Origin of the sequence: Pseudomonas cerasi (genome assembly GCF_027983475.1) — a bacterium.
GTDB classification, from domain to species: domain Bacteria; phylum Pseudomonadota; class Gammaproteobacteria; order Pseudomonadales; family Pseudomonadaceae; genus Aquipseudomonas; species Aquipseudomonas cerasi.
Genome location: NZ_JAQJVM010000004.1, coordinates 99,172 through 123,097, shown reverse-complemented (window position 1 = coordinate 123,097; position 23,926 = coordinate 99,172). Strand labels below are relative to the sequence as shown.

Genomic DNA, 23,926 nt, shown 5'->3' with positions numbered 1-23,926 from the left:
TTGAATTGTCATCTTCCGGTTCGGGGCCTGCATGTCTTTCGATCTCCGCACGCGCCTCGATGCCCGGCGCGCCGCACACCTCTATCGCCAGCGCCCGCTGCTGCAAAGTCCGCAGGGGCCGCAGGTCATCGTCGACGGCCAGCCGTTACTGGCGTTCTGCAACAACGATTATATGGGGCTGGCCAATCATCCCGAGGTGATCGCCGCCTGGCAGGCAGGTGCCGAGCGCTGGGGCGTGGGAGGCGGGGCTTCGCATCTGGTGATCGGCCACAGCGCGCCGCACCATGAACTGGAAGAAGCGCTGGCCGAGCTGACCGGTCGCCCGCGTGCCCTGTTGTTCTCCAATGGCTACATGGCCAACCTTGGCGCAGTGACGGCGTTGGTCGGGCAGGGCGATACGGTGCTGGAGGACCGTCTCAACCACGCCTCGCTACTGGATGCCGGTCTGCTCAGCGGTGCACGGTTTTCGCGCTATCTGCACAACGATGTGAGCAGCCTGGAAGCCCGCCTGGAAAAATCCGTGGGCGATACCCTGGTAGTCACCGACGGGGTGTTCAGCATGGACGGCGACATCGCCGATCTGCCCGCGCTGGCCCGTTCGGCGAGGGCCAAAGGGGCCTGGCTGATGGTGGATGACGCTCACGGCTTCGGCCCCTTGGGTGCCAACGGCGCCGGTATCGTCGAGCACTTCGGCCTGAGCATGGATGACGTGCCGGTGCTGGTCGGCACCCTGGGCAAGTCGTTCGGCACGTCCGGGGCGTTTGTGGCCGGCAGTGAAGAGTTGATCGAAACCCTGATCCAGTTCGCCCGGCCCTACATCTACACCACCAGCCAGCCGCCCGCGCTGGCCTGCGCCACCTTGAAAAGCCTGCAGTTGCTGCGTACCGAGCATTGGCGTCGCGAGCATCTGACGCGGCTGATTCAGCAGTTTCGTCGCGGTGCCGAGCAGATCGGGCTGCAACTGATGGACAGCTTTACCCCGATTCAGCCGATCATGATCGGTGATGCCGGTCGGGCGTTGCACCTCTCGCAGTTGCTCCGTGAGCGTGGCCTGCTGGTCACCGCCATTCGCCCGCCTACTGTGCCTGCGGGCAGCGCGCGACTTCGTGTGACCTTGTCTGCCGCGCACAGCGAAGCCGACGTGCAGCTATTATTGAACACTCTGGAGCAGTGCTACCCGCTGCTGGATGCCAGCCAATCCTCGGAGCCTGTTCATGCGTGATCGTCTGATTCTGTTGCCAGGCTGGGGCCTTGGCGTTTCGCCGCTGGAGCCGCTTGCTGCTGCGCTGCGTGGGCTGGACGAGCACTTGCGGGTTGAAGTCGAGCCATTGCCGGATATCGACAGCTGCGACTTGCCGGACTGGCTCGACGAACTGGACAGCAACCTGCCAGACGACGCCTGGCTGGGCGGCTGGTCATTGGGTGGCATGCTCGCGGCTGAACTGGCGGCGCGGCGCGGCGAAGGTTGTTGCGGATTACTGACGCTGGCCAGCAACGCCTGTTTCGTCACCCAAGGTGCGTGGCCGAACGCAATGCCCGCGCAGGATTTCGAGGCATTTCTGGCTGGCTGTGCCGATGATCCGGACCTGACCCTCAAGCGTTTCAGCCTGTTATGCACGCAAGGCGCAGAAGACCCGCGCGGTCTGGCGCGGCTGCTCAAGGCCGGCGCACCGCACCTGTCGAAAACGGCGTTGATCGACGGCCTGAAAATACTTCGGCAACTCGACACCCGCAGCGCTTTGCAAACCTATCGTGGCCCGCAACTGCACCTGTTTGCCGGGCTGGATGCCTTCGTACCCGCTGAGGCGGCAAGTGCTCTGCTGGCCTTGTTGCCGGATGTCGAAGTGGGGCTGATCGAGCAGGCCAGTCATGCCTTCCTGCTGGAAAATCCTCACGGGGTGGCGGCTGCGATCCATGCCTTTCTGCACGAGCTGGACGATGACTGATCTTTCAATCCCCAAACCACCTTCTGTCTTGCCTGACAAACGTCAGGTCGCCGCGTCGTTTTCCCGCGCGGCAGGCAGCTATGACAGCGTCGCCGAACTGCAGCGCAACGTCGGTAATGAACTGCTCACGTGTTTGCCTGCGCAATGCAACCCGTCTCGCTGGCTGGATCTAGGCAGCGGCACCGGCTATTTCAGCCGGGCGCTGGCGCAGGCTTTCAATGGCAGCGAAGGCATTGCACTGGATATCGCCGAAGGCATGTTGCGTCACGCCCGACCCTTGGGTGGCGCACAGCACTTTGTTGCGGGTGATGCCGAGCACCTGCCGCTGCGTGACCAGAGCTGCGGGCTGATTTTTTCCAGCCTCGCGGTGCAGTGGTGCGCCGATTTCACGGCGGTGCTCAGTGAAGCTCACCGCGTTTTGCAACCAGGCGGCGTATTTGCCTTTGCCAGCCTGTGTGTCGGCACGCTGTACGAGCTGCGCGACAGTTGGCAGGCAGTGGACGGCCGGGTGCATGTGAACCGTTTTCGTCATGAGGATGACTATCGTCAGCTGTGCGCAGCGAGCGGCCTGCAAGTGCGCAGCCTCGATGTTCGCCCGCAGGTTCTGCATTACCCGGACGTGCGCAGCCTGACGCACGAGTTGAAGGCGCTCGGTGCGCACAATCTCAACCCCGGACGACCCAATGGCCTGACCGGGCGCGAGCGGATCATGGGCATGGTTAAGGCCTATGAAGGCTTCCGCCAGGACGCCGGACTGCCCGCTACCTATCAAGTGCTGTACGCGGTGCTTGAAAAAAACTGACGGACTGACAGGAAAGACTGCTGAGATGACTGCTGCCTACTACATCACCGGGACCGATACCGACGCTGGCAAGACCACGGTGGCTGCCGGTTTGCTGCATGCTGCCCGAATGTCCGGCCTGAGCACGGCAGCCGGCAAGCCCGTTGCCTCCGGTTGTTTTGTCACGCCACAGGGGCTGCGCAACCCGGATGCTCTGGCGTTGCTGGCCGAGTGTTCTGTCGAGCTGGATTACGCTGAAGTCAACCCGCTGGCTTTCGAACCGGCCATCGCTCCGCACTTGGCAGCACGCGAAGCTGGCGTCGCGTTGACCGTCGATTCGGTGCTGCAACCCATGCGGCAGATGCTCGCCAGACAGGCCGATTTCACCCTGATCGAAGGGGCGGGCGGTTGGCGCGTGCCGCTGTCCGGGCAGAGCACATTGTCCGACCTGGCCATTGCCTTGGACCTGCCGGTGATTCTGGTGGTGGGCGTGCGTCTGGGCTGCATCAATCATGCGGTGTTGACTGCCGAAGCGATTGCCCGTGACGGGGTGCGTCTGGCCGGCTGGGTGGCCAACATCGTGGATGCCGACACCTCGCGGCTTGAAGAAAACCTCGCCACGCTGGTCGAGCGTCTGCCTGCACCTTGCCTGGGGCGGGTGCCTCGCTTGAACGAGGCGAGTGCCGAAAATGTGGCGCAGTATCTCGACTTGAAGGTGTTGAGCTGACAGCGCCGCTATGTCGCTGACCGGCAAGACAGTTTTGGATTTTCAAGACTCAGGCTATCGTGCGGCCTAGTGCCATTAGTCTGTTTATCGAGTATTTCCGTGCAAATGCTGGTTCAATGGCATGTGTTCGTTTTTTGAACTGAGGATCGGCTTATGCAAATCACCATGAACAACACCCTCTACCCGGGCCTTAGCGCAATGCAGGTCGGGCAAAGTCGTGTGGATCAGGCGGCCACCCAGATTGCCAGCTCCAATATCGAAGTGTCGGGCAGAAGCCAGTCTTCTGACTTTCAGCTCGAGAACCTGCGCTCTGTTGATCGCAGCCAGCGTTCCGACTTGCCGTCCAACATCGTCGAACTCGAGGCTGGAAAGGATCAGTTTGCAGCCGGACTGGCTGCGCAGAAAGCCAGCAATGAAATGCTCGGCACGCTGATCGACACCTACGCCTGATTTTCGCGTCAATTCCCGCCGTGCCATCCGCGCACGGCGTTGCCCTCTGAATTTCTCCGCACCATTGTCCTGTATCTCACCTGCACCCGGTTTCGCCCTCCACTAGACTTTTGCTTACGTTTCGCTCGCCCCCGCACGACGTACGCCTGCGTGGCTTATGCATGGGCCGTGGACGAATGGTGCGTGCTTCGCTATTGACAAGGTTTGGGCGTAAACGTATGTTTCAAACACCTGTTTGACCGCGAGGCATACGAGATTGTCTGGCGCTTGAGGGTATCTCTCCAGCGACCGCCCGGTCATTCGTTCCAGGATTCATCAGCAGAGGTTATCGCTATGCCTGACTACAAGGCCCCCTTGCGTGATATTCGTTTTGTTCGTGATGAACTGCTCGGCTATGAAGCGCACTATCAGAGTCTGCCAGCCTGTCATGACGCCACTCCGGACATGGTCGACGCCATTCTGGAAGAGGGTGCCAAGTTCTGTGAGCAGGTGCTGGCACCGCTGAACCGTGTGGGCGATACCGAGGGTTGCACCTGGAGCGAGTCGGGCGTGAAGACGCCGACCGGCTTCAAACAGGCTTACAAACAGTTCGTCGAAGGCGGCTGGCCAAGTCTGGCGCATGACGTTGCGCACGGCGGTCAGGGTCTGCCCGAGTCGCTGGGCCTGGCGGTCAGCGAGATGGTCGGTGAGGCGAACTGGTCGTGGGGCATGTACCCTGGCCTGTCGCACGGTGCGATGAACACGATCTCCGAGCACGGCACGCCCGAGCAGCAGGAAGCGTATCTGACCAAGCTGGTGTCCGGCGAATGGACCGGCACCATGTGCCTGACCGAGTCGCATTGCGGTACCGACCTGGGCATGCTGCGCACCAGAGCAGAGCCTCAGGCTGACGGGACCTACAAGGTTACCGGCACCAAGATTTTCATTTCCGCTGGCGAACACGACATGGCCGATAACATCGTCCACATCGTGCTAGCCCGCCTGCCGGACGCACCGGCTGGCACCAAAGGCATTTCGCTGTTCATCGTGCCCAAGTTTCTCTCGGCTGCCGATGGCGGCATCGGTGAGCGCAACGCCGTGAACTGCGGCTCCATCGAGCACAAGATGGGCATCCACGGCAACGCCACCTGCGTGATGAACTTCGATGGCGCTACCGGTTACCTGATCGGGCCGGCGAACAAGGGCCTGAACTGCATGTTCACGTTCATGAACACCGCACGTCTGGGGACTGCACTGCAAGGTCTGGCGCACGCCGAAGTCGCCTTCCAGGGCGGCCTGCAATATGCCCGTGACCGCCTGCAAATGCGCTCGCTGACCGGCCCCAAGGCACCGGAAAAAGCCGCCGATCCGATCATCGTTCACCCTGATGTGCGTCGCATGCTGCTGACCATGAAGGCGTTCGCCGAAGGCACGCGTGCCATGGTGTACTTCACGGCCAAACAGGTCGACATCGTCAAGTACAGCGAAGACCCGGAGCAAAAGAAAGCCGCTGACGCGCTGCTGGCGTTCATGACCCCGATTGCCAAGGCGTTCATGACGGAAGTGGGCTTTGAAGCCGCCAACCACGGCGTGCAGATCTACGGCGGCCACGGCTTCATTGCGGAGTGGGGCATGGAGCAGAACGTTCGCGACAGCCGGATTTCGATGCTGTACGAAGGCACCACCGGTATTCAGGCGCTCGATCTGCTGGGCCGCAAGGTGCTGATGACCCAGGGCGAAGCACTCAAGGGCTTCACCAAGATCGTTCACAAGTTCTGCCAGAGCAATGAAGGCAACGAAGTCGTTCAGGAGTTTGTGACGCCACTGGCTGCGCTGAACAAGGAGTGGGGCGACCTGACCCTCAAAGTCGGTATGGCGGCGATGAAGGATCGCGAAGAAGTGGGTGCTGCATCGGTGGACTACGTCATGTTCTCCGGCTATGCCTGCCTGGCGTACTTCTGGGCCGACATGGCGCGTGTTGCGGCCGAGAAACTGGCGGCCGGTACGTCTGACGAGGCGTTCTACCGCGCCAAGATCCAGACCGCGCGCTTCTACTTCCAGCGCATCCTGCCGCGCACCCGTACCCACGTGGCGGCCATTCTGTCGGGCGCTGCCAACCTGATGGACATGAAGGAAGAAGATTTCGGCCTGGCTTACTAAGCTTCGCTGGCGTCATGAAAACCGCCTGATCGCTGATCAGGCGGTTTTTTTATGGGTGCGTTTTAGCGCATCGCTGTATTCGAATCCCCGGCGAGACCTGGGAAGGCGTTCAGGCCCCTTGCATAGTCAAGATGTTCTTCAGGACACCTCTCGCTCCTCACGCTCCGCGTGGGAATGCAGTTCGTGACGCTCTGTGTCACCCAACGCATGCCGACGCGGCGCATGGACGCAAGAAGCCCGCAATAAACATTTCCCGCTTCCTGCCGTTACAGAAATTAAGTTGTTTGTTGATCCTGCCGATGCATTGTTTGCTGGGGAGGGGCACAATGCCATCAGGCCAGCCAGTCATCCAGATGCCGGGTAGGAGATAACCCCTTTTGTTGCGTCCATCAGCTGCACGCTTGAGTCATTTTCTGCCTTCACTGGGCTTGCTGGTGGCGGGGCTTGCGGCTGCGTACGTAAAGGACCTGAACGTCTTCTTCACCTCGCTGTTCAACGTGCTTCCAACCCTGGTTCTGTTGTTGGGCGGCGCGTACTGCTGTGTTTACCGACGTCAGCGCGAGCTGTTTCTGATGCTCACGGTGTATATCGCCTACTACCTGCTCGATACTCAGACCGATTACTACCGTGACCACGGCAAGGTCCGCGAAGATGCGGCGGTGATCTTTCACCTGGTCTGCCTGCTGCTGCCGCTGCTGTTCGGGCTGTATGCAGCATGGGAGGAGCGAACGCATCTGTTCCAGGACATGGTCGCGCGGCTCGCGGTGCTGGTAGCGCTGGGTGGCGTGGCGGTGGGGCTTGAGCAGAGCTATCCGGTCGAGCTGCAAGTCTGGCTGGCCGACATTCGCTGGCCTGCTCTGCATGGCGCATGGATGAGCCTGATCCAGTTGTCTTACGCGATGTTCCTCGTGTCATTCGGGGTGCTGATCTGGCAATACCTGGAAAAGCCGCGACCGCTGCATGCGGCGCAGATTGTCGGCCTGCTGGGTTTGTTCTGGGCATTGCCCAAGACCTTCATACTGCCGTTCACCCTGAACATCCTATGCAGCCAGGTGATGCTGATGATTGCCGCTGCTGTCGCTCATGAGGCCTATCAGATGGCCTTCCGCGACGAGCTCACCGGGTTGCCTGGGCGACGGGCGCTCAATGAGCGCATGCAGCGTCTGGGTCGCAACTATGTGCTGGCGATGAGCGACGTGGATCACTTCAAGAAATTCAACGATACCCACGGCCATGATGTGGGAGATCAGGTGTTGCGTCTGGTGGCCAGCAAACTGTCGAAAATCACCAGCGGCGGTGGCAAGGCCTATCGTTATGGTGGCGAAGAGTTCGCCATTGTGTTCGCCGCCAAGACTATCGATGAGTGCATGCCGCACCTGGAAGCCATCCGCGAGACCATCGCCAATTACGAGATTCAGCTGCGCAACAAGGACAGTCGCCCTCAGGACGATCAGCAAGGCCGGCAGCGCCGCAGCGGGGCGCAGTCAGGCAGTGTGTCGGTGACGGTGAGTATCGGCGTTGCCGAACGCCAGCCGGAGCATCGTACGCCCGAAGAGGTGCTCAAATGCGCCGACCAGGCGCTGTATGCGGCCAAGGGCGCCGGGCGCAATTGTGTGGTGGCTTACGGGCAGTTGAACCGACGTGGCGCTGTCCGCACAACTGAAGCGGCAACCTGAGCAAGCCCTTACACTTCCCGTGACCTGTTATGACTATTCAGTCATGACACGACCCTATGTCTCTGAAATGTTGTTCGGTTAGACTCGTGGAACTCGACTGCTGATCTGCGTCGCTGGATGCATCGATCGGCTTCCCAAAGCATTTCGATCCGTGTTCACGAGGTTTGCCATGGCTGACTATAAAGCGCCACTGCGCGATATGCGCTTCGTCCTCAATGAAGTCTTCGAGGTTTCAAAGCTCTGGGCTCAACTGCCCGAGCTGGCCGAAACCGTCGACGCTGAAACGGTCGAAGCCATTCTCGAAGAAGCCGGTAAAGTGACCAGCAAGACCATTGCGCCGCTGAGCCGCAACGGTGACGAGGAGGGTTGCCACTGGAAGGACACCGTCGTCACCACACCTGCAGGTTTCCCCGAGGCCTATAAGACCTACGCTGAGGGCGGCTGGGTCGGTGTAGGCGGTAACCCCGAGTTTGGCGGCATGGGCATGCCCAAGGTGGTGTCGGCTCAGGTCGAAGAGATGCTCAACTCTGCCAGCCTGGCGTTCGGTCTGTACGCGATGCTCACGTCCGGCGCCTGCGTATCGATAGACACCCACGCCAGCGAAGCGCTCAAGAACAAATTTCTGCCCAATATGTATTCAGGCGTCTGGGCCGGGTCGATGTGCCTGACCGAGGCCCACGCTGGTACGGATCTGGGCATGATTCGCACCCGCGCCGAACCCCAGGCGGACGGCGCTTACCAGATCACCGGCAGCAAGATTTTCATTACCGGTGGCGAACACGACCTGACCGAAAACATCATCCATCTGGTGCTGGCCAAGTTGCCGGATGCACCGCCTGGCCCGAAAGGCATCTCGCTGTTTCTGGTGCCCAAGTTCATGGTCGCTGACGACGGCAGCATCGGCGAGCGCAACACGGTCAGTTGTGGCTCGATCGAGCACAAGATGGGCATCCAGGCGTCTGCAACGTGTGTGATGAACTTCGACGCCGCCACCGGTTACCTGATCGGTGAGCCGAACAAAGGGCTGGCGGCGATGTTCACGATGATGAACTACGAGCGCCTCGGCGTCGGTATCCAGGGCCTGGCCTCTGGCGTGCGCTCTTATCAGGCCGCCGTCGAGTATGCGCAGGACCGTCTGCAGAGCCGTGCCCCGACCGGCGCACAGAACAAGGACAAGGCCGCTGACCCGATCATCGTCCATCCTGACGTGCGTCGTATGCTGTTGACCATGAAAGCCTTCAACGAAGGCGGTCGGGCGTTTTCCAGCTACGTGGCTCTACAACTGGATATTGCCAAGTTCAGCGAAGACGATGCCGCGCGCAAGCGTGCCGATGATCTGGTAGCGCTGCTGACGCCCGTCTCCAAGGCGTTCCTGAGTGATATCGGTCTGGAAACCACCGTGCATGGTCAGCAGGTATTCGGCGGCCACGGTTACATCCGCGAGTGGGGCCAGGAGCAACTGGTGCGTGACGTGCGTATCACGCAGATCTACGAAGGCACCAACGGCATTCAGGCGCTGGACCTGGTCGGGCGCAAGATCGTCGGTTCGAATGGCGCGTTCTATCAGCTGTTTTCCGATGAAGTCCGCCAGTTCATCAGCGGCTCGGACAACGCGCTCGGCGAGTTTACTCAGCCGCTGAGCAAAGCCTTGAACATGCTGGATGAGCTGACCGGCTGGGTGCTGGATCGCTCGCGTAACAACCCCAATGAAATTGGCGCAGCCTCTGTGGAATATCTGCATCTGTTCGGTTACACGGCGTATGCCTACATGTGGGCCATGATGGCCAAGGCAGCACTCGGTAAAGAGCAGCAGGAGGAGTTCTACGCAAGCAAGCTTGGTACTGCACGCTTCTACTTCGCACGTCTGCTGCCGCGTATTCACTCGCTGGATGCCTCGGTGCGCGCGGGTAGCGAGTCGCTATACCTGTTGAAGGCGTCACAATTCTGACTTGGAAAAGCCTTGTAAGCATTTGCTTACACTGCGTGGTGCCAATTGACCTCTTCCCAAGAAAGGGATCCAAAGTTAATCTTTGTTCATGGACGTAGCGCAGGACGCGCAACAAGACATAACAGGGACACGTAGGGAAGCCTGCCAGGATGGCGGGGTGAAAGGGAAATCAGGGAAACAGTCTGGAAAGCCCCGCTTCGGCGGGGTTTTCTTTGTTTGCGTTTTGACGATTCTGTTTTCTTTCCGCTCGCAGCACACGATGCTGTGCCCGCAGTGCAACGCTTGTCCTGATCCTCTCCCGAGAAAGAATAATGGCGCGATGCCAGAGCCGGTTGAACCCTCACCGCCGGCCAGGGTCGATTAGCTGTATGGCCAATCAGAGCCAATCAATCAGGAGCTTTCCATGGACATCATTCGTATCATTTTCGCCATCCTGCTGCCCCCGGTAGGCGTGTTCATGCAAGTAGGCTTTGCTGGCGCTTTTTGGCTGAATATCCTGCTGACCCTGCTGGGTTACATCCCGGGCATCATCCACGCGATCTACATCATCGTCTCGCGTAAGTAACACCTCGTCGCACTCGTTGATCGTTCCCTGATGCGGGAACGATCACACGGCTCGATCAAGCATCCAGCACATCCCGATAGAAACGCCATTCCTTCTCCAGCGCATCTGCCAGGTTGTTCGCCTTGCGGAACCCATGGTGCTCGTCCGCGTAGAAGTGCGCTTCGGTCTTGATTCCGTTGTCTTGCAACGCCTTGAGCATGGACCGGGTCTGTTCCGGAACCACCACGGCGTCCAGCTCGCCCTGAAAGAAGATGACCGGCACGCTGATGCTGTCTGCGTGCAACAGGGGCGTACGAGCCTGATAGCGCTCGATGTCCTTGTCGGGATCGCCGATCAGCCAGTCCAGATAATCACCTTCGAATTTATGCGTCGCCCTGGCCAGTGCCACCGGATCGCTGACGCCGTACAGACTGGCACCCGCGCGGAATACATCGTGGAAGGCCAAGGCGCAGAGCGTGGTGTACCCACCCGCACTGCCGCCGCGAATAAACGCCTGTCGTTCGTCAATCAGGCCGCGCTCGGCCAGATGTTTCACGACTGCACAGGCATCTTCGACGTCCGCCACGCCCCAGGTGAGGTGCAGGCCTTGCCGGTACACCCGACCGTAGCCGCTGCTGCCGCGATAATTGAGGTCTGCCACGGCGAAGCCGCGGTGTGTCCAATACTGAATGCGTGGGTCCAGCACCGGATAGCAGGCAGAGGTCGGGCCGCCATGGATGAACACCACCAGCGGCGGTTTCTCCGCGCCGGTCATGGCCGGATAGAAGTAACCATGAGCCTCGGCCCCGCCACTGGGGTAACGCAATGTCTGAGGACGGCTGATCTGGTTGGCTGGCAGCGGCGACCCGCCTCCGGCAAGCACCTGAGCACTGCCGTCGTGGCGAGAAATAGCCAGTACCGCCGAGGTGCTTACGGCTGAGGCCGCGATGCAATAGACGAACTCTTCGTCAATGGCGAGGCTGCGAAAGCGGCTGTAACCCGCGCTGAAATCCTCGACGCTGCCGTCGGCCTGACAAAGCCCCAGAACACTTGAACCGTCTTCGAACCAGCTCGCCAGGTAACCATCGTTGATCGGCAGCCAGGTGCAGCTGCCCATTTGCCAGGGCGCGGAGGCATGATCCGCCGGGCGGGCGGAAAGCGGCGCAAACCCGGAAGGTGATTCGCCCCACGGCTGCCAGAAACCTGCACGATCTGTCAGGCAATACAGCCGCCCGTGGGCATCGAAGCGCGGTTGTTGCAGTGACTCTTGCGCGCCGTCGCCTGCGATGCACTGCGCAGTGGCCCAACTGCCATCGTCCTGTTTCGTCGCAGACATCAAGCGGGTGCTGGTCCACGGCTGATGCGGGCGCTGCCATTCGATCCAGGCCAGGCGTCTGCCGTCGGCGCTGACAATCGGTGATGAGTAGAAATCAGCGCCTTCGGCCAGCAACTGGCGCTTGCCGTCAGCCAGCTCGATAGCCACCAGTCGATGCGTGTTGTGGTCCTCTTCAACGGCCAGAATCTGGCCGCCGCTGAAGAACACGCCGCCGTAGCGCTTGTCGCCCTCGGTCAGCGCCACCGGCTCGCTGGCATCCAGTGCCTGTCGATACAGTTGCTGGTCGCGCTCGTTGACGAAGACTACGGCGTCGTCGGCGAGGCAGAACGAGCCACCACCGTACTCATACACCCGACTGCGCACGCTGAAGCCTTGTGGCGTCAGGCAGCGCTTGCTGTTGGCGTACCAGTGCCAGATGCGGCTGGCGCCGTCTTCGGGGCGGTATTCGTTCCAGAACAGGCCCGCCGAGCTGACATCCAGTTCGGCGAAGTCGACGCCTGCAGCGACCGCTTGGGCGGCGCTCAGGCGTTCAGGAGGATTTTGCGATGAGTCGTGAGTTTCGGTCATTGCGAAAGGCCAGCTCTTCAATGGTTTGAGTAGCGGTTTCGGACTCGTCACGAGCCTGAGTGATGATCCCGTGGTGATAGGATTTGCTGCACACCGGGTCGGCATTGGCGGCGTCGCCGGTCAGCATGAAGGCCTGGCAGCGACAACCGCCGAAGTCCTTTTCCTTCTCGTCACACGAACGGCAAGGCTCGGGCATCCAGTCGTAACCGCGGAAGCGATTGAAGCCGAACGAGTCGTACCAGATCTGCTGCATGCTGTGATCGCGCACGTTGGGGAACTGGATCGGCATCTGCCGTGCGCCGTGGCAGGGCAGCGCTGTGCCATCCGGTGTCACGGTCAGGAAGATATTGCCCCAGCCGTTCATGCATGCCTTGGGACGCTCTTCGTAATAATCAGGCGTGACGAAAATCAGCTTGCACGGATGATTCTCTGCCTCCAGCCGGACGCGGTATTCATTAGTGACGGCTTCGGCGCGGACCAGTTGATCCTTGGTCGGCAGCAGGCCGAGGCGATTCAGGTGCGCCCAGCCATAGAACTGACAGGTCGCCAGTTCGACGAAATCCGCCTCCAGCGCGAGGCACAGCTCGATGATCTTGTCGATGCGGTCGATGTTGTGTCGATGGGTGACAAAATTCAGCACCATCGGGTAGCCGTGCTTTTTGACCGCCTTGGCCATCTCCAGTTTTTGCGCGAAGGCTTTTTTCGAGCCGGCGAGCATATTGTTGACCTGCTCGTCGCTGGCCTGAAAGCTGATCTGGATGTGGTCCAGGCCTGCTTCCTTGAAGGCGATGATCTTTTCTTCGGTAAGGCCGATGCCCGAGGTGATCAGGTTGGTGTAGAAGCCCAGACGCCGGGCCTCGGCGATCAGCTCGGCGAGGTCCTGGCGCACCAGCGGCTCGCCGCCGGAAAAACCGATCTGCGCCGCCCCCATTTCCCGCGCTTCCTGCATGACCTTGAACCACTGCTCAGTGCTCAGCTCCTGGCCCTGTTTGGCAAAATCCAGCGGGTTGGAGCAATACGGGCACTGCAACGGGCAGCGATAGGTCAGCTCGGCGAGCAGCCACAGGGGCAGCCCGACCTCGGGAGTGGGCGGTATGTACGGGGTGTTGGTGACGGGGGCCAGGTCAGACAAGATCGATCCAGTTTTTCTTTTTGGCGCCTTCCATGAACTCATCGACGTCCATGCCCAGTTCGGGAACATTGGGGAACTGCTGCTGAAGCTCATGAATGATGGCGGTGATGGTGCGCTTGCCATCGATCAGCCCGCCAATCAGGGCCGCGCTGTCATTGAGTTTGATCATGCCTTCAGGGTAAAGCACCACATGCGCCTTTTGCGCAGGCTCGTACTGAAAGCGATAGCCTTGATGCCATTTGGGTGTCAACGCTCGGAACTGCGGATCGTGCTTCATAGCGTAATCCCCTTATGCCAGACCCTTTGGTCTGTGACGCTGTGATACGGCGGGCGGTTCAACTCGTAGGCCATGGACATCGCATCGAGCATGCTCCACAGGATATCGAGTTTGAACTGCAGGATTTCCAGCATACGCTGCTGACCTTCGTACGTAGTGTAGTGCTGTAACGTGATGGCGAGGCCGTGCTCTACATCGCGTCGGGCCTGACCCAGGCGAGTGCGGAAATACTCGTAGCCGGCCGGGTCGATCCACGGGTAGTGCTGCGGCCAGCTGTCCAGGCGCGACTGATGGATCTGCGGTGCGAACAGTTCGGTCAGCGAGCTGCTGGCAGCTTCCTGCCAGTTGGCGCGGCGGGCGAAGTTCACGTAGGCGTCGACGGCAAAACGCACGCTTGGCAGCACCAGTTCCTGCGAGCGCAGTTGGTCCGGGTCGAGCCCGACGGCCTGGCCGAGGCGCAGCCAGGCTTCGATGCCGCCGTCTTCGCCGGGCGCACCGTCATGATCGAGCAGGCGCTGAATCCACTCGCGACGGATCTCGCGATCCGGGCAGTTGGCCAGAATCGCCGCGTCCTTGAGCGGAATGTTCACCTGATAGTAGAAACGGTTGGCGACCCAGCCCTGAATCTGCTCGCGGGTTGCACGACCCTCGTACATCGCCACATGGTACGGGTGATAGATGTGGTAATAGGCACCCTTGGCGCGCAAGGCCTGTTCGAATTCGGCGGGGGACAGCGCAGTCGATTCGCTCATGTCAGCTCCTAAAGCTCGATGCTCATGCCATCGAAGGCCACTTCGACGTTGCGACGAACCAGCTCCGCACGTTCCGGGGAGTCTTCGTCGAGAATCGGGTTGGTGTTGTTGATGTGGATAAGCACTTTGCGCTGCTCGGGAAAGCCTTCGAGGACTTCCAGCATGCCGCCGGGGCCGTTCTGTGCCAGATGGCCCATTTCCCGGCCGGTACGCGTGCCCACGCCACGGCGCTGCATTTCGTCGTCGTCCCACATTGTGCCGTCGACCAGCAGGCAGTCGGCGTCATGCATTTTCTCGGCCAGTGCGTCATCGACCTTGCCCAGGCCCGGGGCATAGAACAGCTTGCCGCCAGTGCGGGTGTCTTCGACCAGCAGGCCGATGTTGTCGCCCGGGTGCGGGTCGAAACGGTGTGGCGAGTAGGGCGGGGCGGCGCTGCGCAGCGGAAAGGGCGTGAAGCGCAGGTTCGGGCAGGCCGGAATCACAAAGCTGCCCTGTAATTCGATGCGGTTCCAGGTCAGGCCGCCGTTCCAGTGCTTGAGCATTTCGAACAGCGGGAAGCCGGTGCTCAGGTCCTCATGGACCATGTCGGTACACCACACCTGATGCGGGCAGCCTTCACGCAGGCTGAGCAGGCCGGTGGTGTGATCGATCTGGCTGTCCATCAACACGATCGCGCTGATGCCGGTGTCGCGCAATGCGCGCCCGGGCTGCATCGGCGCAAAGCCCTGCAATTGCGCGCGAATGTCAGGTGAGGCGTTGCACAGCACCCAGTTGATACCGTCGTCGGACAGCGCAATGGACGACTGGGTCCGCGCATGGGCACGCAGGCTGCCGTCGCGAAAACCCGCGCAATTGACGCAGTTGCAGTTCCACTGGGGGAATCCACCGCCAGCAGCAGAACCTAGAATCTGGATGTACATGACAGCTCCTGGGACACGCTCTGAAATAAAAAACAGCCACAACCATAAAAAAAGCCCCGGCGAACCGAGGCTTCACAGCGCACTGAAATCAACGGCTTGCGAAGTACATGGTGACTTCAAAACCGATACGCAGATCAGTGTAAGCAGGTTTAGTCCACGACATAAAAATCTCCTCGGATAAGTGCAGCGGTGGGTGACTACATCTTAGTGCATCGCTGGAGGCATACGTTCAGATGCTTAGGGAGCTATGTTACTCATTTTCACAATTCAGCAGGGCTAGAATCTGCATGAAAGACCGTTACCGTTCAGGTAAGGATTGCGGAACGGCCGCGCTGGCAGGGCGATTGGCCACGATTAGCCAGCCCCCTGTGGCGTTGATCAATTGATCCGCAGAGGCCAGCAACGAGTGTGTATCCAGATTTGACAGAGCGCGCTGCAAGGTCTGCGCATGGTCACCCCGGTGCCCGGCGAGGTGTGCCTGCCACTGCAGGTCGGCACGCTGTTGCTCCGGCAGGCTCGACGGCTCGAACTGCGCTGCAAGGGCTTTGGTCTGCTCAGGCAAATCTGCATCGCGGACCCACTGCGGCAATCCGCCGATAAAGGCCTCGATGTGCGCAAACAGTTGCTGGGCATTGCAGGTGGGTGATTGCACGCCGAACAGCAAACCGGTCCGTCCGTCGATCTGCCTGAGGCTACTGAATACCGCGTAACCCAATTGCAGTTCGACCCGCAGCCGCTGATAGAACGGCGCTTGAGCCAGGTGCGCGAGCAGACGCCAGGCCGCTTCATCTTCGATGGAAGTCGTGGGCGCGGGGCAGAACACCAGCACGGCGTCTTCCGGGGAGGACGATGCTTCCGTCGCCCAGTGCTTGCCAGCGCGAATGGCTGGCAGATCGTGTGGGGAAGTTCGCTGAACGCCGGGTGCTGCATTCAACACCGCGTCCAGCATTGACTGGCTGGCCCGTTCAATACCGCTGGTGAAACTGATCCAGCGCGAAGCCGCCCATACGCCTGGCAGGTCGCTTATGCTCGCCTCCGGCTCATTGCGCAAGAAGTGATCGGCAAGCTGCTTGAGCAACTGACGAATCGGGATCAACACCGGCTCGTCGTTTTCCTGTGCGTGGGTATCGGGGTGTTGCAAGCGCTGCAGGCTTTGTTTCAGGACCGCTGGCATCGGTTCGCGCGAACCGTTCAATTGAAGCTGCCAGTACGGACCGTACGCGGTGAAGGTCAGGGTTACTCCGGCCTGACGTGCGTCTTCGACCAGTGGCTTGAGCGCCGCATCGAGCATCCGCCAAAGAGCGGGCTGCGGGGATGGCAGTTGCCAGCGCAGGTACAGCGCGGCTTCAGCGGGGTCGTCCGCTGCCGTATGAAGAAATGGATTCGGCGCTGGCAGGCGCCAAGTGACCGGCTCTGGAACGAGGTTATCCACATCAGCGGTGAGCTTCGCCAGTAATGCACTTAACGTTTTTTGGCCTTGCTCGCTCAACTGCGTGGGCGTTTCGCGACAGTGATGGTTTGCCAGAGCCAATGCTCCGCACGTCTGCAGACGGCGTCGTTCGAGACGGTGGTATTCCTCGATTTGCGTTGGCCAGTGAGCTTTGAAAAAACCGAGCCAGCTGAAAAGCAGGCTACTGATAGCGGTCGCGTTCGCCGGGTCGCCTTTAAACTCGATATCCAGCAAAAGCTGCCCGCCGAACTGGTACAGCGGCGCGGCGTTCAATGAGGTGCAAAGGCCCCTGCGCACCAGCTCGGCGACCAGTCCACCAGGCTGCGCGGCATTGAGCCAGTGACAGAAGAAGGCCACCGCTTCGCCAGCCTTGTCTGGCAAGTCCTCGAAGGCAAACAGCAGATGGTTTTGCTCGCCAGCCTGTCGAGGGCTGGCCATCAATGCTGGAGGCGGGCGCTGTGTGACCTTCATTCCGGTGGCGAAAACCGCGCCGTGGTTTATCGCCAGCGCCTGCAGTTCAGCCACCGGCAGCGGGCCACTCAGGCACAGGGTCATCTGCCCGGCCTGATAGAAGCCTCGATAAAAGTCTTTCAACGCTTGCTGAAAAGCCGGGTTGGGTACTGACAGGCTGTAGCGATTGCCGGCGTGAAAGCCGCGCAGCGGATGCTGTGGGTTGATCGCTGTCAGCAGGCGCGCCTGATTGCCGGATGCGCTATCGCCGCGCCAGGCGATGAATTCGGCATGCAGCACTTCGCGTTCGCGTAATTGATCTGCGGTGTCCATGCGCGGCCGGGCAAGCATGTCGCATAGCCGCTCCAGCCCTTGGGCGAAGGCCGCTTGCGGCAATTCGAAGAAGAAGTCAGTGGTGCGCTCACGGGTGCTGGCATTGACCTGCCCGCCATGACGCTGCACGAAGGTCATCAGGTTATCCCCGGCCGGGAAGCGTTCGGTGCCGAGGAAAAACAGATGCTCCAGAAAATGCGCCAGCCCCGGCCACGCTTGTGGCGCATCGTGACTGCCGGCTGCCACGCGCAATGAGGCCGCACAGCGCTTGAGCCGTGGCTCGTGACACAGCACCACATTCAAGCCGTTGGCCAGCGTGAGGCGTTGAGTGTCGGCGGCGTGTGCGGCAGGCATGAGGGGCGTCCGGAAAGCTGTGCGAGGCGAGGCGTCATGCTAGCGGATTAACAGACCCGTTCGCGAGCCTGCTGCTCAAAGCTGCGAAATAGAGGACGCAGAGCGTCCAGAACGGCATGCCAACGCAGAGCATTGGCACGATAGGCAACGAGAATGACGATGAGCAAACGCGCTATTTCCAGAGGCTGTACCGGCCTCTTCAGGATCAAGTCAGCGACGTATAAAGCGCCGGGCGGCGATCCACGAAGTAGTCGTTAGCGGTTCTGGCCTGGGCCAGCAGTGACTTGTCCAGCGTGCCGATCAGCAATGCTTCGTCCTGACCCGCCAGCAACGGGCGGCTGCCGTCCGGCGCGCAGAGGCTGCTGAGCCCGCAGTAACGAATCGCGCCCTCACTGCCGCAGTAGTTGGCGTACACCACGTAGCAGTGATTCTCGAAAGCCCGCGCCCGAACGGTCACGTCGCAGACGAAATCGTAAGGCAGCATGTTTGCGGTCGGGACCAGAATCAACTCGGCCCCCGCTAAGGCCAGCCGACGAGTGTTTTCGGGGAATTCCACGTCGTAGCAAATCAACAGGCCCAGGCGCCAGCCATTCAACTCGACCACCGGGTAATGATCGTCGCCTGCAGCGAACATCGACCTGTCGAGCTCGCTGAACAGGTGCGTCTTGCGATAGTTGCACAGGCGTTTGCCCTGGCTGTCGATCAACTGCACAGCGTTGTAGATCTGCCGATCGGCGGCGCGCTCCGGATAGCCGTAGAGGATCGCAATGCCACTAGCCTGTGCGATGGCGGCAATGCGCGTTGCTGCCGGACCGTCCTGCGCCTGTGCCAGCTCACCGACAGCCTGGGCGCCGATGTTGTAGCCGCTGAGGAACATTTCCGGACAGATCAGCACCTGTGCCCCTTGTTCGGCGGCGGCCTGAGCCTGCTGTTTCAGGCGAGTCAGGTTGCCGCTGACATCCAGCGGCAATGGCGGGCATTGATACAGCGCAACGCGCATGGGGATTTCCTTCTTTCAGTCGCCCAGTGCAATCGGGCCGATTTCGTGGAACACATCACCGGGGCCGGGGTTCTCGGCGTGAGTTTTGCCGCCAAAGTGGTTCATGATGCCCCACACAGCATTCAGCGAAGTCTGCACAGCGCCTTCGACCCATGCCGGTGTCCAGGACACATCGTCGCCGGCGATGAACATGCCGCGCTGTTCGCTGGGCATGTCCTGCTGCATGAAGTGCGCGTACATGCGCTGGTTATAGCGGTAATGGCCCGGCAGCGCACCCTTGAACGCACCCAGGAAGTGCGGATCGGCTTCCCATGACACGGTAATCGGATCACCGATGATCCGCGCCGCGATGTCCACTTTCGGGTAGATTTTCTTCAAGGCATCCAGCGCCAGCTTCACCCGCTTCTCGATGGGCTGCGGGAGCATCTTCAGTGCATCGCTCATCCATGAGTAGGACAGGCAGATCACGCCGGGCTTGTCGTCGCCGTTATCGAACAGGTAAGTGCCACGGGTCAGCCGGTCGGTGAGGGTCATGCTCATCAGGTCGCGGCCGGTTTCCGGGTCCTTGTCCTTCCAGAACGGGCGGTCGACCATCACGAACGTCTTTGACGACTGCATGTAGCGGGTGCGGTCCAGGGCCATCCACATTTTCTGCGAGAACAGCGACTCTTCGCACTCGATCTGCGTGGTCAGCAGCCAGCTCTGGCAGGTCGTCAGCACGGCAGCGTATTGCCGGGTGTCGCCCCAATTATCGGTCACCGCAAAACTGCCATCCTCGGCGCGTGCAATGCGCTTCACACCGGGACGTGGTGCGCCGCGGTGCAACGACGACAGGCTGGTGCCCTTGGGCCAGTGCGCGCAATGCTCGGGGACGTGGCTCCACAAGCCGACCGGCACTTGCTGCACGCCGCCGACGATCAGATGCTGGTGCTCATCGCAGTTGGTCATCACCACACGGAAGATTTCCAGCATCGAGTTGGGGAAGTCCGAATCCCAGCCGCCAGTGCCGAAGCCCACCTGGCCAAACACTTCGCGGTGAAAGAACGACAGCTTGGCGAAGGCCTTGGAGGTCGCGACAAAGTCATAGAACGTGCGGTCGTCCCATAACGGCACCAGCTTGTTCCACAGCTCTTTGAGACGCGGTACATCGCGGTCACGGATCGCCTGCTGGATGTCACCGAATTGCGAGCCGCTTTCCAGTGCATCGGCCCAGGCGTCGGCGACTTCCTGAAACAGTGCCGGCAGGTCCGAGAGCATTTGTGCGTAGTAGGTGGTGCCTTCCAGGTCGATAACGGTGCTGCCGGACGCCGCGGTCAGCGGGTTGGGGAACGGCCTGGACTCAAGGCCCAGCTTGTCGACGTAATGGAAGAACGCTGTCGAGGACACCGGAAAGCGCATGCCGCCCAGTTCGGCCACGATGCCTTTGGCGCCTTCGAACTCCTGCGAGCGCAGGCGGCCACCCATTTTCGAGGCTTCGTACACCACCGGTTTGAGGCCCATCTTCATCAATTCGTAGGCCGCCACCAGACCGGCTATCCCGGCACCGATAATTGCCACTTCAGCACCGTGGTTCTCCACCGGAATGCTGCCCAGACCTTTCGGGTGCTCAATCCAGTCATCGAAGGCGAAGGGGAAGTCGGGGCCGAACATGGTGATCGGCTTTTTGCCGTTGGCGGGGTGACGGTTGTTCTTCATGACGGACCTTGATGGGCAACGGCGAAAAACAACAGTCTAGAGAAGGGCGGACACGTTAATAAGACGCAAAGTGTCGTCGATATGCTGTTTGTTTGGGCTAAGTGACGAATTTGCTGGTCAGTTTGTATCACTGCTTGATAGAAGCGTGCAGTTACACCGGCTGGCCGCGGTCGATCTTGCTGCTGAGGATGATCGATGTCGTGGTCTTCTCGACACCATCCACGCTGCCGATCAGGTCCAGTAGCTGGTCCAGTTGCTCGGGAGAGTCCGTGCGCAGCCAGGCGACATAGTCGAACTCGCCACTCACCGCACAGAGTTGCTGAACCTGCGCCATGGCACTGAGGCGCCGCAGCACCTCCTTGCCCGATCGAGGTTGCACGGTAATGCCGACATACGCCTGCAACCCGCCACTGACCACGCGCTGGCCAAGGCGCACGCCGTAACCGGTAATCACTTTACTGCTTTCCAGGCGCGCCAGCCGCGAGGTCACGGTGGTACGCGCGATGCCCAGTTGCCGGGCGAGCATGGCGACGCTTTCGCGCGCATTGATTTGCAGCGCGGCAATCAGCTGGCGATCGATTTCATCCAGCACAGGCGGGCGGGTATCGGGCACGGGCGGTTCCTTAAAACTTCCAGCGTTTGGCGGTCTTGGCCAGACGTGCCTGCAGGCCGTCGAGGTTGAGCGCTAACTGCTGGGTCATCAAGTGGTAGCCCTTCAGCTCGGTAGGAATGACGGCTTTCACTGGTGGTGTTTCCGGCGTCTCCGGTGTTTCGGTCGTGCGTTCCAGGCGCTCGGTGGCACCGGTTTGCAGGGCGCGCGCCATGCCGATCAATTGCCGACGAATCTGGCGGTAGTCAGCGTCCAACGATGCCTTGAGCGTCTCGTCGGCAAGCTGATTCAGGTTCGCCGGGCGAATATTGGCGAGAATCTCCAGGGTGCTCAGGCACATGCGGAAGTGGCCCTGAATGGCGTCCAGCTCGACCATGGACATCTTCACTTCCTTGGACACCGACGGCAGCAGCGAGCGCAATTGCAGCATCGTGCCGTTGAGCCTGGCGGTCAGTTTCAAATGCTCGTCGGCGGTAACCGGCTGGCCCTGCACGATGCGCCCGTAGACCTTGGCGCAGTCACGCAAACCACTGGCCAGGTTGTAGCGCCAGGAAAACACCGCATACAGCGGCAGGGCGAAGGAGAACGCCAGGGCCAGCGCGATACCAATCAGGATATCGACGGTACGCCACAGCCCGTCACTGATCGGGTTGTAACCATGACCGGCGACGATGAACAGCGTGATCGCCGACAGCAGCGCGGTGTAACCCCCTTTGCCGATGGCGTGATAGGCGAAGAAACCGCACATCACCGACATCATTGCGTAGGTCAGCAACGGCATTTCCAGATAGCCCTGCTGAACCACCACGATCAGACCGAGACCGGCACCGATCAAGGTTCCGTAGGCCCGTTCGACCGACTTCTTGCCGATATTGCCGTGATGCTGCAAACCGCCGATCACGATCAGCATGGTCACCGATGCCCACTCACCGTGAGGCAGGTTGAGGCCGGTGGTCAGCAGGATAGTCACCAGCAAGCCCACCGCAATCCGCGCCGCGTGGATCAGCCGCGCATGCCGATAACGGCGATACGGGTCCAGCAAAGGACGCAGAACAGGGCGAAGCCAGGAGGGTATGAAAGCAGAGCGCGAATTCGTCATGCGTTAAGAGACCGCGAGGGTAGGGAAGAGATTCCCTGATTGGATGATGGCAGGCTTCAGTAAGCCACATTTTGATGGGGGATGGGTGGGGTATGTCGATGATCAGTGACGTGGCATTGCGCATTCTAGGTGTAGGAATGACGCGCTGAGGGCAGTAGTCACGATTTTATGAGTAGTTAAGGTGTCACTTAGTGAGGCTTTATGAGGATTAATGTGTTCTTTCGTGAGCTGTTATTTTCAGGTCCACACTTCCCATGTCAGTCGGCATCGAAGGGTCGCGGCTCAACCGAGGCAATCTGCTCAGTCAGTACGCTCACTTTGCCTTGAGCAAGGAATAAGCCGAGGCGGCGCTGGACGAGGTGGCCGGTTGGGAAGCCGAACTGCATGATTACTACAGCCAGTTCCTGTCCGGTGCGGAACTGGATGCTGCAGTCTATGCGACCAGTGGCGCACGTCTGAAGCGCTGGCAACTCCTTCTGCTGTGTAGGGTTCTACGGCAAGGGCCGATTGATCTGGTAACGAGTGCTGCGGCCTCCACCGGGCAGGCGAACCAGGCAGTTTTTGGCAAGCAGATCACTTAAGTGGCGGGTAGCGGTGGCCTTCGAGACCTTCGCCACTGCCTGATACTGCGCTGCGCTCAGACCGTTTTCAAAGCCACGCTCGCCGCCATCCAGCAGTCGATTCAGCACCTTGACCTGTTCGGCGTTCAGGTCGTTGTCGCGATGTAATTGCCAAAATCGCGTTTTTCCCAGTACTCGTTCTATATGAACCAAGGCGTTTTCAATGCTTTTCAACAATGTGCGCAGGAACCATTCCAGCCACTCGGTGATATCGGTCGTGCTTTTCTGACTGGTCTCCAGAACGTGGTAATAGCCGGCGCGGTCAGCAAGGATGCTGGCGGACATGGCAAACAGTCGTATGGCTTGCTGATCGCCCTGAGTCAGCGCCAGGTCTGTAATGGCCCGAGTCAGGCGACCATTGCCGTCGTCAAACGGATGCAGGGTTACAAACCAGAAATGCGCGATACCTGCCCGCACGAATGGATCGAGCGTCGGATCACTTTGACTGCCGGCAAACCAGTCGAGAAAATCTTCCAGCTGTTGCTCAAGTCCAGCCCGCGGTGGCGCTTCAAAATGCACGATGGGTCGATCAAGCCTCCCTGAGACCACTTGCATAGGTTCGTCGCTACGCAATTGACCAACCAGGATGCGAGCAGACACAAAGCTGTCCTCTTCCGGGAACAGCCAGCGATGCCAGGTACACAGACGTTGCAAGTCAAGTGGCTGATCATGACCACGTGTAGCGTCCAGCATCAGCTCGGCCAACCCCTCGCTGCGAGGGCTATGCTTGCCGTTATCGGCGATCCCCAGGCGGCGTGCCAGCGACGACCTGACAGAATCTGCATTCAGTCGCTCGCCTTCGATGGCGGACGAAGTGACGATATTCTGCAGCAGGGCATTCAAGCCCTCGCACATTTGCGCATCGCCACCCACTGCACCGCTCATACCCAGCAAGCGACCTTGAGCCTTGGCGCACGCTCGTATCAACGGTGCAAGGCGTTCTTCGCGCCAATGAAAGCGGGGCCAGTTCGGCTGTTGCCAGATCCAGAGATGTTCGGACATCGTATCCGCCTATGCAGTGAGCCGAATAAAAAGTTAATCGGCTCATGAGATGAGCCGATTGTGGTGATTATTCGGCTCACCGTCCAGACGTGCTCATCGGCGTCTGGTTTCGATGTCA

General features: G+C 60.3%; 21 protein-coding genes. 9 read left to right on the top strand and 12 right to left on the bottom strand.

Translation table 11 applies throughout. The features are described 5' to 3' along the window. The first annotated feature begins 31 nt into the window (after positions 1 to 31). The 9 genes from bioF to PI739_RS22250 all read left to right on the top strand — a co-directional run bounded on the left by bioF (position 32) and on the right by PI739_RS22250 (position 10,232). On the top strand, positions 32 to 1,222 hold the full coding sequence (bioF, locus tag PI739_RS22290; RefSeq protein WP_003432604.1) for an 8-amino-7-oxononanoate synthase: 1,191 nt from the start codon (positions 32 to 34) through the stop codon (positions 1,220 to 1,222). Then, on the top strand, positions 1,215 to 1,946 hold the full coding sequence (locus PI739_RS22285; protein WP_054081712.1) for an alpha/beta fold hydrolase: 732 nt from the start codon (positions 1,215 to 1,217) through the stop codon (positions 1,944 to 1,946). The genes bioF and PI739_RS22285 overlap by 8 nt, the downstream gene beginning before the upstream one ends. Then, positions 1,939 to 2,748, top strand: a complete 810-nt coding sequence (bioC, locus tag PI739_RS22280) for a malonyl-ACP O-methyltransferase BioC (RefSeq protein WP_054081711.1) — start codon at positions 1,939 to 1,941, stop codon at positions 2,746 to 2,748. Before PI739_RS22285 ends, bioC begins: the two co-directional genes overlap by 8 nt. A 25-nt stretch (positions 2,749 to 2,773) precedes the next feature. Next, a complete protein-coding gene (gene bioD, locus PI739_RS22275) occupies positions 2,774 to 3,454 on the top strand; it encodes a dethiobiotin synthase (protein WP_054081710.1) in 681 nt (226 codons plus the stop codon). A gap of 153 nt (positions 3,455 to 3,607) precedes the next feature. Next, on the top strand, positions 3,608 to 3,904 hold the full coding sequence (locus tag PI739_RS22270; RefSeq protein ID WP_003316196.1) for a hypothetical protein: 297 nt from the start codon (positions 3,608 to 3,610) through the stop codon (positions 3,902 to 3,904). A 333-nt stretch (positions 3,905 to 4,237) separates the two neighbouring features. Then, positions 4,238 to 6,043 carry a phenylacyl-CoA dehydrogenase gene (locus PI739_RS22265; protein WP_003432609.1) on the top strand — a complete coding sequence of 602 codons (1,806 nt, stop codon included), beginning with the start codon at positions 4,238 to 4,240 and terminating at the stop codon, positions 6,041 to 6,043. Between the two features lie 377 nt (positions 6,044 to 6,420). Continuing rightward, the gene (locus tag PI739_RS22260; protein WP_024662884.1) at positions 6,421 to 7,719 is read left to right on the top strand and encodes a GGDEF domain-containing protein; all 1,299 of its coding nucleotides are present in this window, start codon (positions 6,421 to 6,423) and stop codon (positions 7,717 to 7,719) included. A gap of 169 nt (positions 7,720 to 7,888) precedes the next feature. Next, positions 7,889 to 9,667, top strand: a complete 1,779-nt coding sequence (locus PI739_RS22255; RefSeq protein WP_054081709.1) for an acyl-CoA dehydrogenase C-terminal domain-containing protein — start codon at positions 7,889 to 7,891, stop codon at positions 9,665 to 9,667. Between the two features lie 403 nt (positions 9,668 to 10,070). Next, positions 10,071 to 10,232, top strand: a complete 162-nt coding sequence (locus PI739_RS22250) for a YqaE/Pmp3 family membrane protein (protein WP_002555565.1) — start codon at positions 10,071 to 10,073, stop codon at positions 10,230 to 10,232. A gap of 55 nt (positions 10,233 to 10,287) precedes the next feature. Here the strand turns inward: PI739_RS22250 and PI739_RS22245 are convergent, their stop codons facing one another. From PI739_RS22245 to PI739_RS22190, 12 genes are all read right to left on the bottom strand, one after another. Next, positions 10,288 to 12,114 carry a S9 family peptidase gene (locus tag PI739_RS22245; protein WP_003432614.1) on the bottom strand — a complete coding sequence of 609 codons (1,827 nt, stop codon included), beginning with the start codon at positions 12,112 to 12,114 and terminating at the stop codon, positions 10,288 to 10,290. Then, the gene (gene pqqE, locus PI739_RS22240) at positions 12,077 to 13,246 is read right to left on the bottom strand and encodes a pyrroloquinoline quinone biosynthesis protein PqqE (RefSeq protein ID WP_054081708.1); all 1,170 of its coding nucleotides are present in this window, start codon (positions 13,244 to 13,246) and stop codon (positions 12,077 to 12,079) included. Before pqqE ends, PI739_RS22245 begins: the two co-directional genes overlap by 38 nt. After that, complete coding sequence (gene pqqD / locus PI739_RS22235; protein WP_002555562.1) at positions 13,239 to 13,523, bottom strand: pyrroloquinoline quinone biosynthesis peptide chaperone PqqD; 285 nt, start codon at positions 13,521 to 13,523, stop codon at positions 13,239 to 13,241. Before pqqD ends, pqqE begins: the two co-directional genes overlap by 8 nt. Continuing rightward, a complete protein-coding gene (pqqC, locus tag PI739_RS22230) occupies positions 13,520 to 14,275 on the bottom strand; it encodes a pyrroloquinoline-quinone synthase PqqC (RefSeq protein WP_151342445.1) in 756 nt (251 codons plus the stop codon). The genes pqqD and pqqC overlap by 4 nt, the downstream gene beginning before the upstream one ends. Before the next feature lie 8 nt (positions 14,276 to 14,283). Further along, positions 14,284 to 15,195, bottom strand: a complete 912-nt coding sequence (pqqB, locus tag PI739_RS22225) for a pyrroloquinoline quinone biosynthesis protein PqqB (protein WP_003372392.1) — start codon at positions 15,193 to 15,195, stop codon at positions 14,284 to 14,286. A gap of 88 nt (positions 15,196 to 15,283) precedes the next feature. Further along, a complete protein-coding gene (gene pqqA / locus PI739_RS22220; RefSeq protein ID WP_003422658.1) occupies positions 15,284 to 15,358 on the bottom strand; it encodes a pyrroloquinoline quinone precursor peptide PqqA in 75 nt (24 codons plus the stop codon). 135 nt (positions 15,359 to 15,493) lie between these two features. Next, positions 15,494 to 17,782, bottom strand: coding sequence for a pyrroloquinoline quinone biosynthesis protein PqqF (pqqF, locus tag PI739_RS22215; RefSeq protein ID WP_054081706.1), 2,289 nt, complete (start codon positions 17,780 to 17,782; stop codon positions 15,494 to 15,496). Between the two features lie 205 nt (positions 17,783 to 17,987). After that, positions 17,988 to 18,782: a carbon-nitrogen hydrolase family protein gene (locus PI739_RS22210; RefSeq protein WP_054081705.1), complete on the bottom strand. Its 795-nt coding sequence runs from the start codon at positions 18,780 to 18,782 to the stop codon at positions 17,988 to 17,990. A gap of 15 nt (positions 18,783 to 18,797) precedes the next feature. Then, on the bottom strand, positions 18,798 to 20,477 hold the full coding sequence (locus PI739_RS22205) for a flavin monoamine oxidase family protein (RefSeq protein WP_003341224.1): 1,680 nt from the start codon (positions 20,475 to 20,477) through the stop codon (positions 18,798 to 18,800). 151 nt (positions 20,478 to 20,628) lie between these two features. Further along, on the bottom strand, positions 20,629 to 21,090 hold the full coding sequence (locus PI739_RS22200) for an Lrp/AsnC family transcriptional regulator (protein ID WP_002555556.1): 462 nt from the start codon (positions 21,088 to 21,090) through the stop codon (positions 20,629 to 20,631). Positions 21,091 to 21,100: 10 nt separating this feature from the next. Beyond that, positions 21,101 to 22,186 carry an FUSC family protein gene (locus tag PI739_RS22195; protein WP_032609321.1) on the bottom strand — a complete coding sequence of 362 codons (1,086 nt, stop codon included), beginning with the start codon at positions 22,184 to 22,186 and terminating at the stop codon, positions 21,101 to 21,103. 491 nt (positions 22,187 to 22,677) lie between these two features. Continuing rightward, a complete protein-coding gene (locus tag PI739_RS22190; RefSeq protein WP_003372383.1) occupies positions 22,678 to 23,808 on the bottom strand; it encodes a Fic family protein in 1,131 nt (376 codons plus the stop codon). Positions 23,809 to 23,926: the final 118 nt, after the last annotated feature.

Excerpts from the sequence above, each read along its gene's own strand:
- pqqD (WP_002555562.1), bottom strand. The coding sequence starts at position 13,523 with ATGAAGCACGATCCGCAGTTCCGAGCGTTGACACCCAAATGGCATCAA.
- PI739_RS22270 (WP_003316196.1), top strand. The coding sequence starts at position 3,608 with ATGCAAATCACCATGAACAACACCCTCTACCCGGGCCTTAGCGCAATG.
- PI739_RS22190 (WP_003372383.1), bottom strand. The coding sequence starts at position 23,808 with ATGTCCGAACATCTCTGGATCTGGCAACAGCCGAACTGGCCCCGCTTT.
- PI739_RS22195 (WP_032609321.1), bottom strand. The coding sequence starts at position 22,186 with ATGACGAATTCGCGCTCTGCTTTCATACCCTCCTGGCTTCGCCCTGTT.
- PI739_RS22210 (WP_054081705.1), bottom strand. The coding sequence starts at position 18,782 with ATGCGCGTTGCGCTGTATCAATGCCCGCCATTGCCGCTGGATGTCAGC.
- PI739_RS22250 (WP_002555565.1), top strand. The coding sequence starts at position 10,071 with ATGGACATCATTCGTATCATTTTCGCCATCCTGCTGCCCCCGGTAGGC.
- bioF (WP_003432604.1), top strand. The coding sequence starts at position 32 with ATGTCTTTCGATCTCCGCACGCGCCTCGATGCCCGGCGCGCCGCACAC.
- PI739_RS22245 (WP_003432614.1), bottom strand. The coding sequence starts at position 12,114 with ATGACCGAAACTCACGACTCATCGCAAAATCCTCCTGAACGCCTGAGC.
- pqqC (WP_151342445.1), bottom strand. The coding sequence starts at position 14,275 with ATGAGCGAATCGACTGCGCTGTCCCCCGCCGAATTCGAACAGGCCTTG.
- PI739_RS22255 (WP_054081709.1), top strand. The coding sequence starts at position 7,889 with ATGGCTGACTATAAAGCGCCACTGCGCGATATGCGCTTCGTCCTCAAT.
- pqqB (WP_003372392.1), bottom strand. The coding sequence starts at position 15,195 with ATGTACATCCAGATTCTAGGTTCTGCTGCTGGCGGTGGATTCCCCCAG.
- PI739_RS22285 (WP_054081712.1), top strand. The coding sequence starts at position 1,215 with ATGCGTGATCGTCTGATTCTGTTGCCAGGCTGGGGCCTTGGCGTTTCG.
- bioD (WP_054081710.1), top strand. The coding sequence starts at position 2,774 with ATGACTGCTGCCTACTACATCACCGGGACCGATACCGACGCTGGCAAG.
- pqqF (WP_054081706.1), bottom strand. The coding sequence starts at position 17,782 with ATGCCTGCCGCACACGCCGCCGACACTCAACGCCTCACGCTGGCCAAC.
- PI739_RS22205 (WP_003341224.1), bottom strand. The coding sequence starts at position 20,477 with ATGAAGAACAACCGTCACCCCGCCAACGGCAAAAAGCCGATCACCATG.
- bioC (WP_054081711.1), top strand. The coding sequence starts at position 1,939 with ATGACTGATCTTTCAATCCCCAAACCACCTTCTGTCTTGCCTGACAAA.
- PI739_RS22265 (WP_003432609.1), top strand. The coding sequence starts at position 4,238 with ATGCCTGACTACAAGGCCCCCTTGCGTGATATTCGTTTTGTTCGTGAT.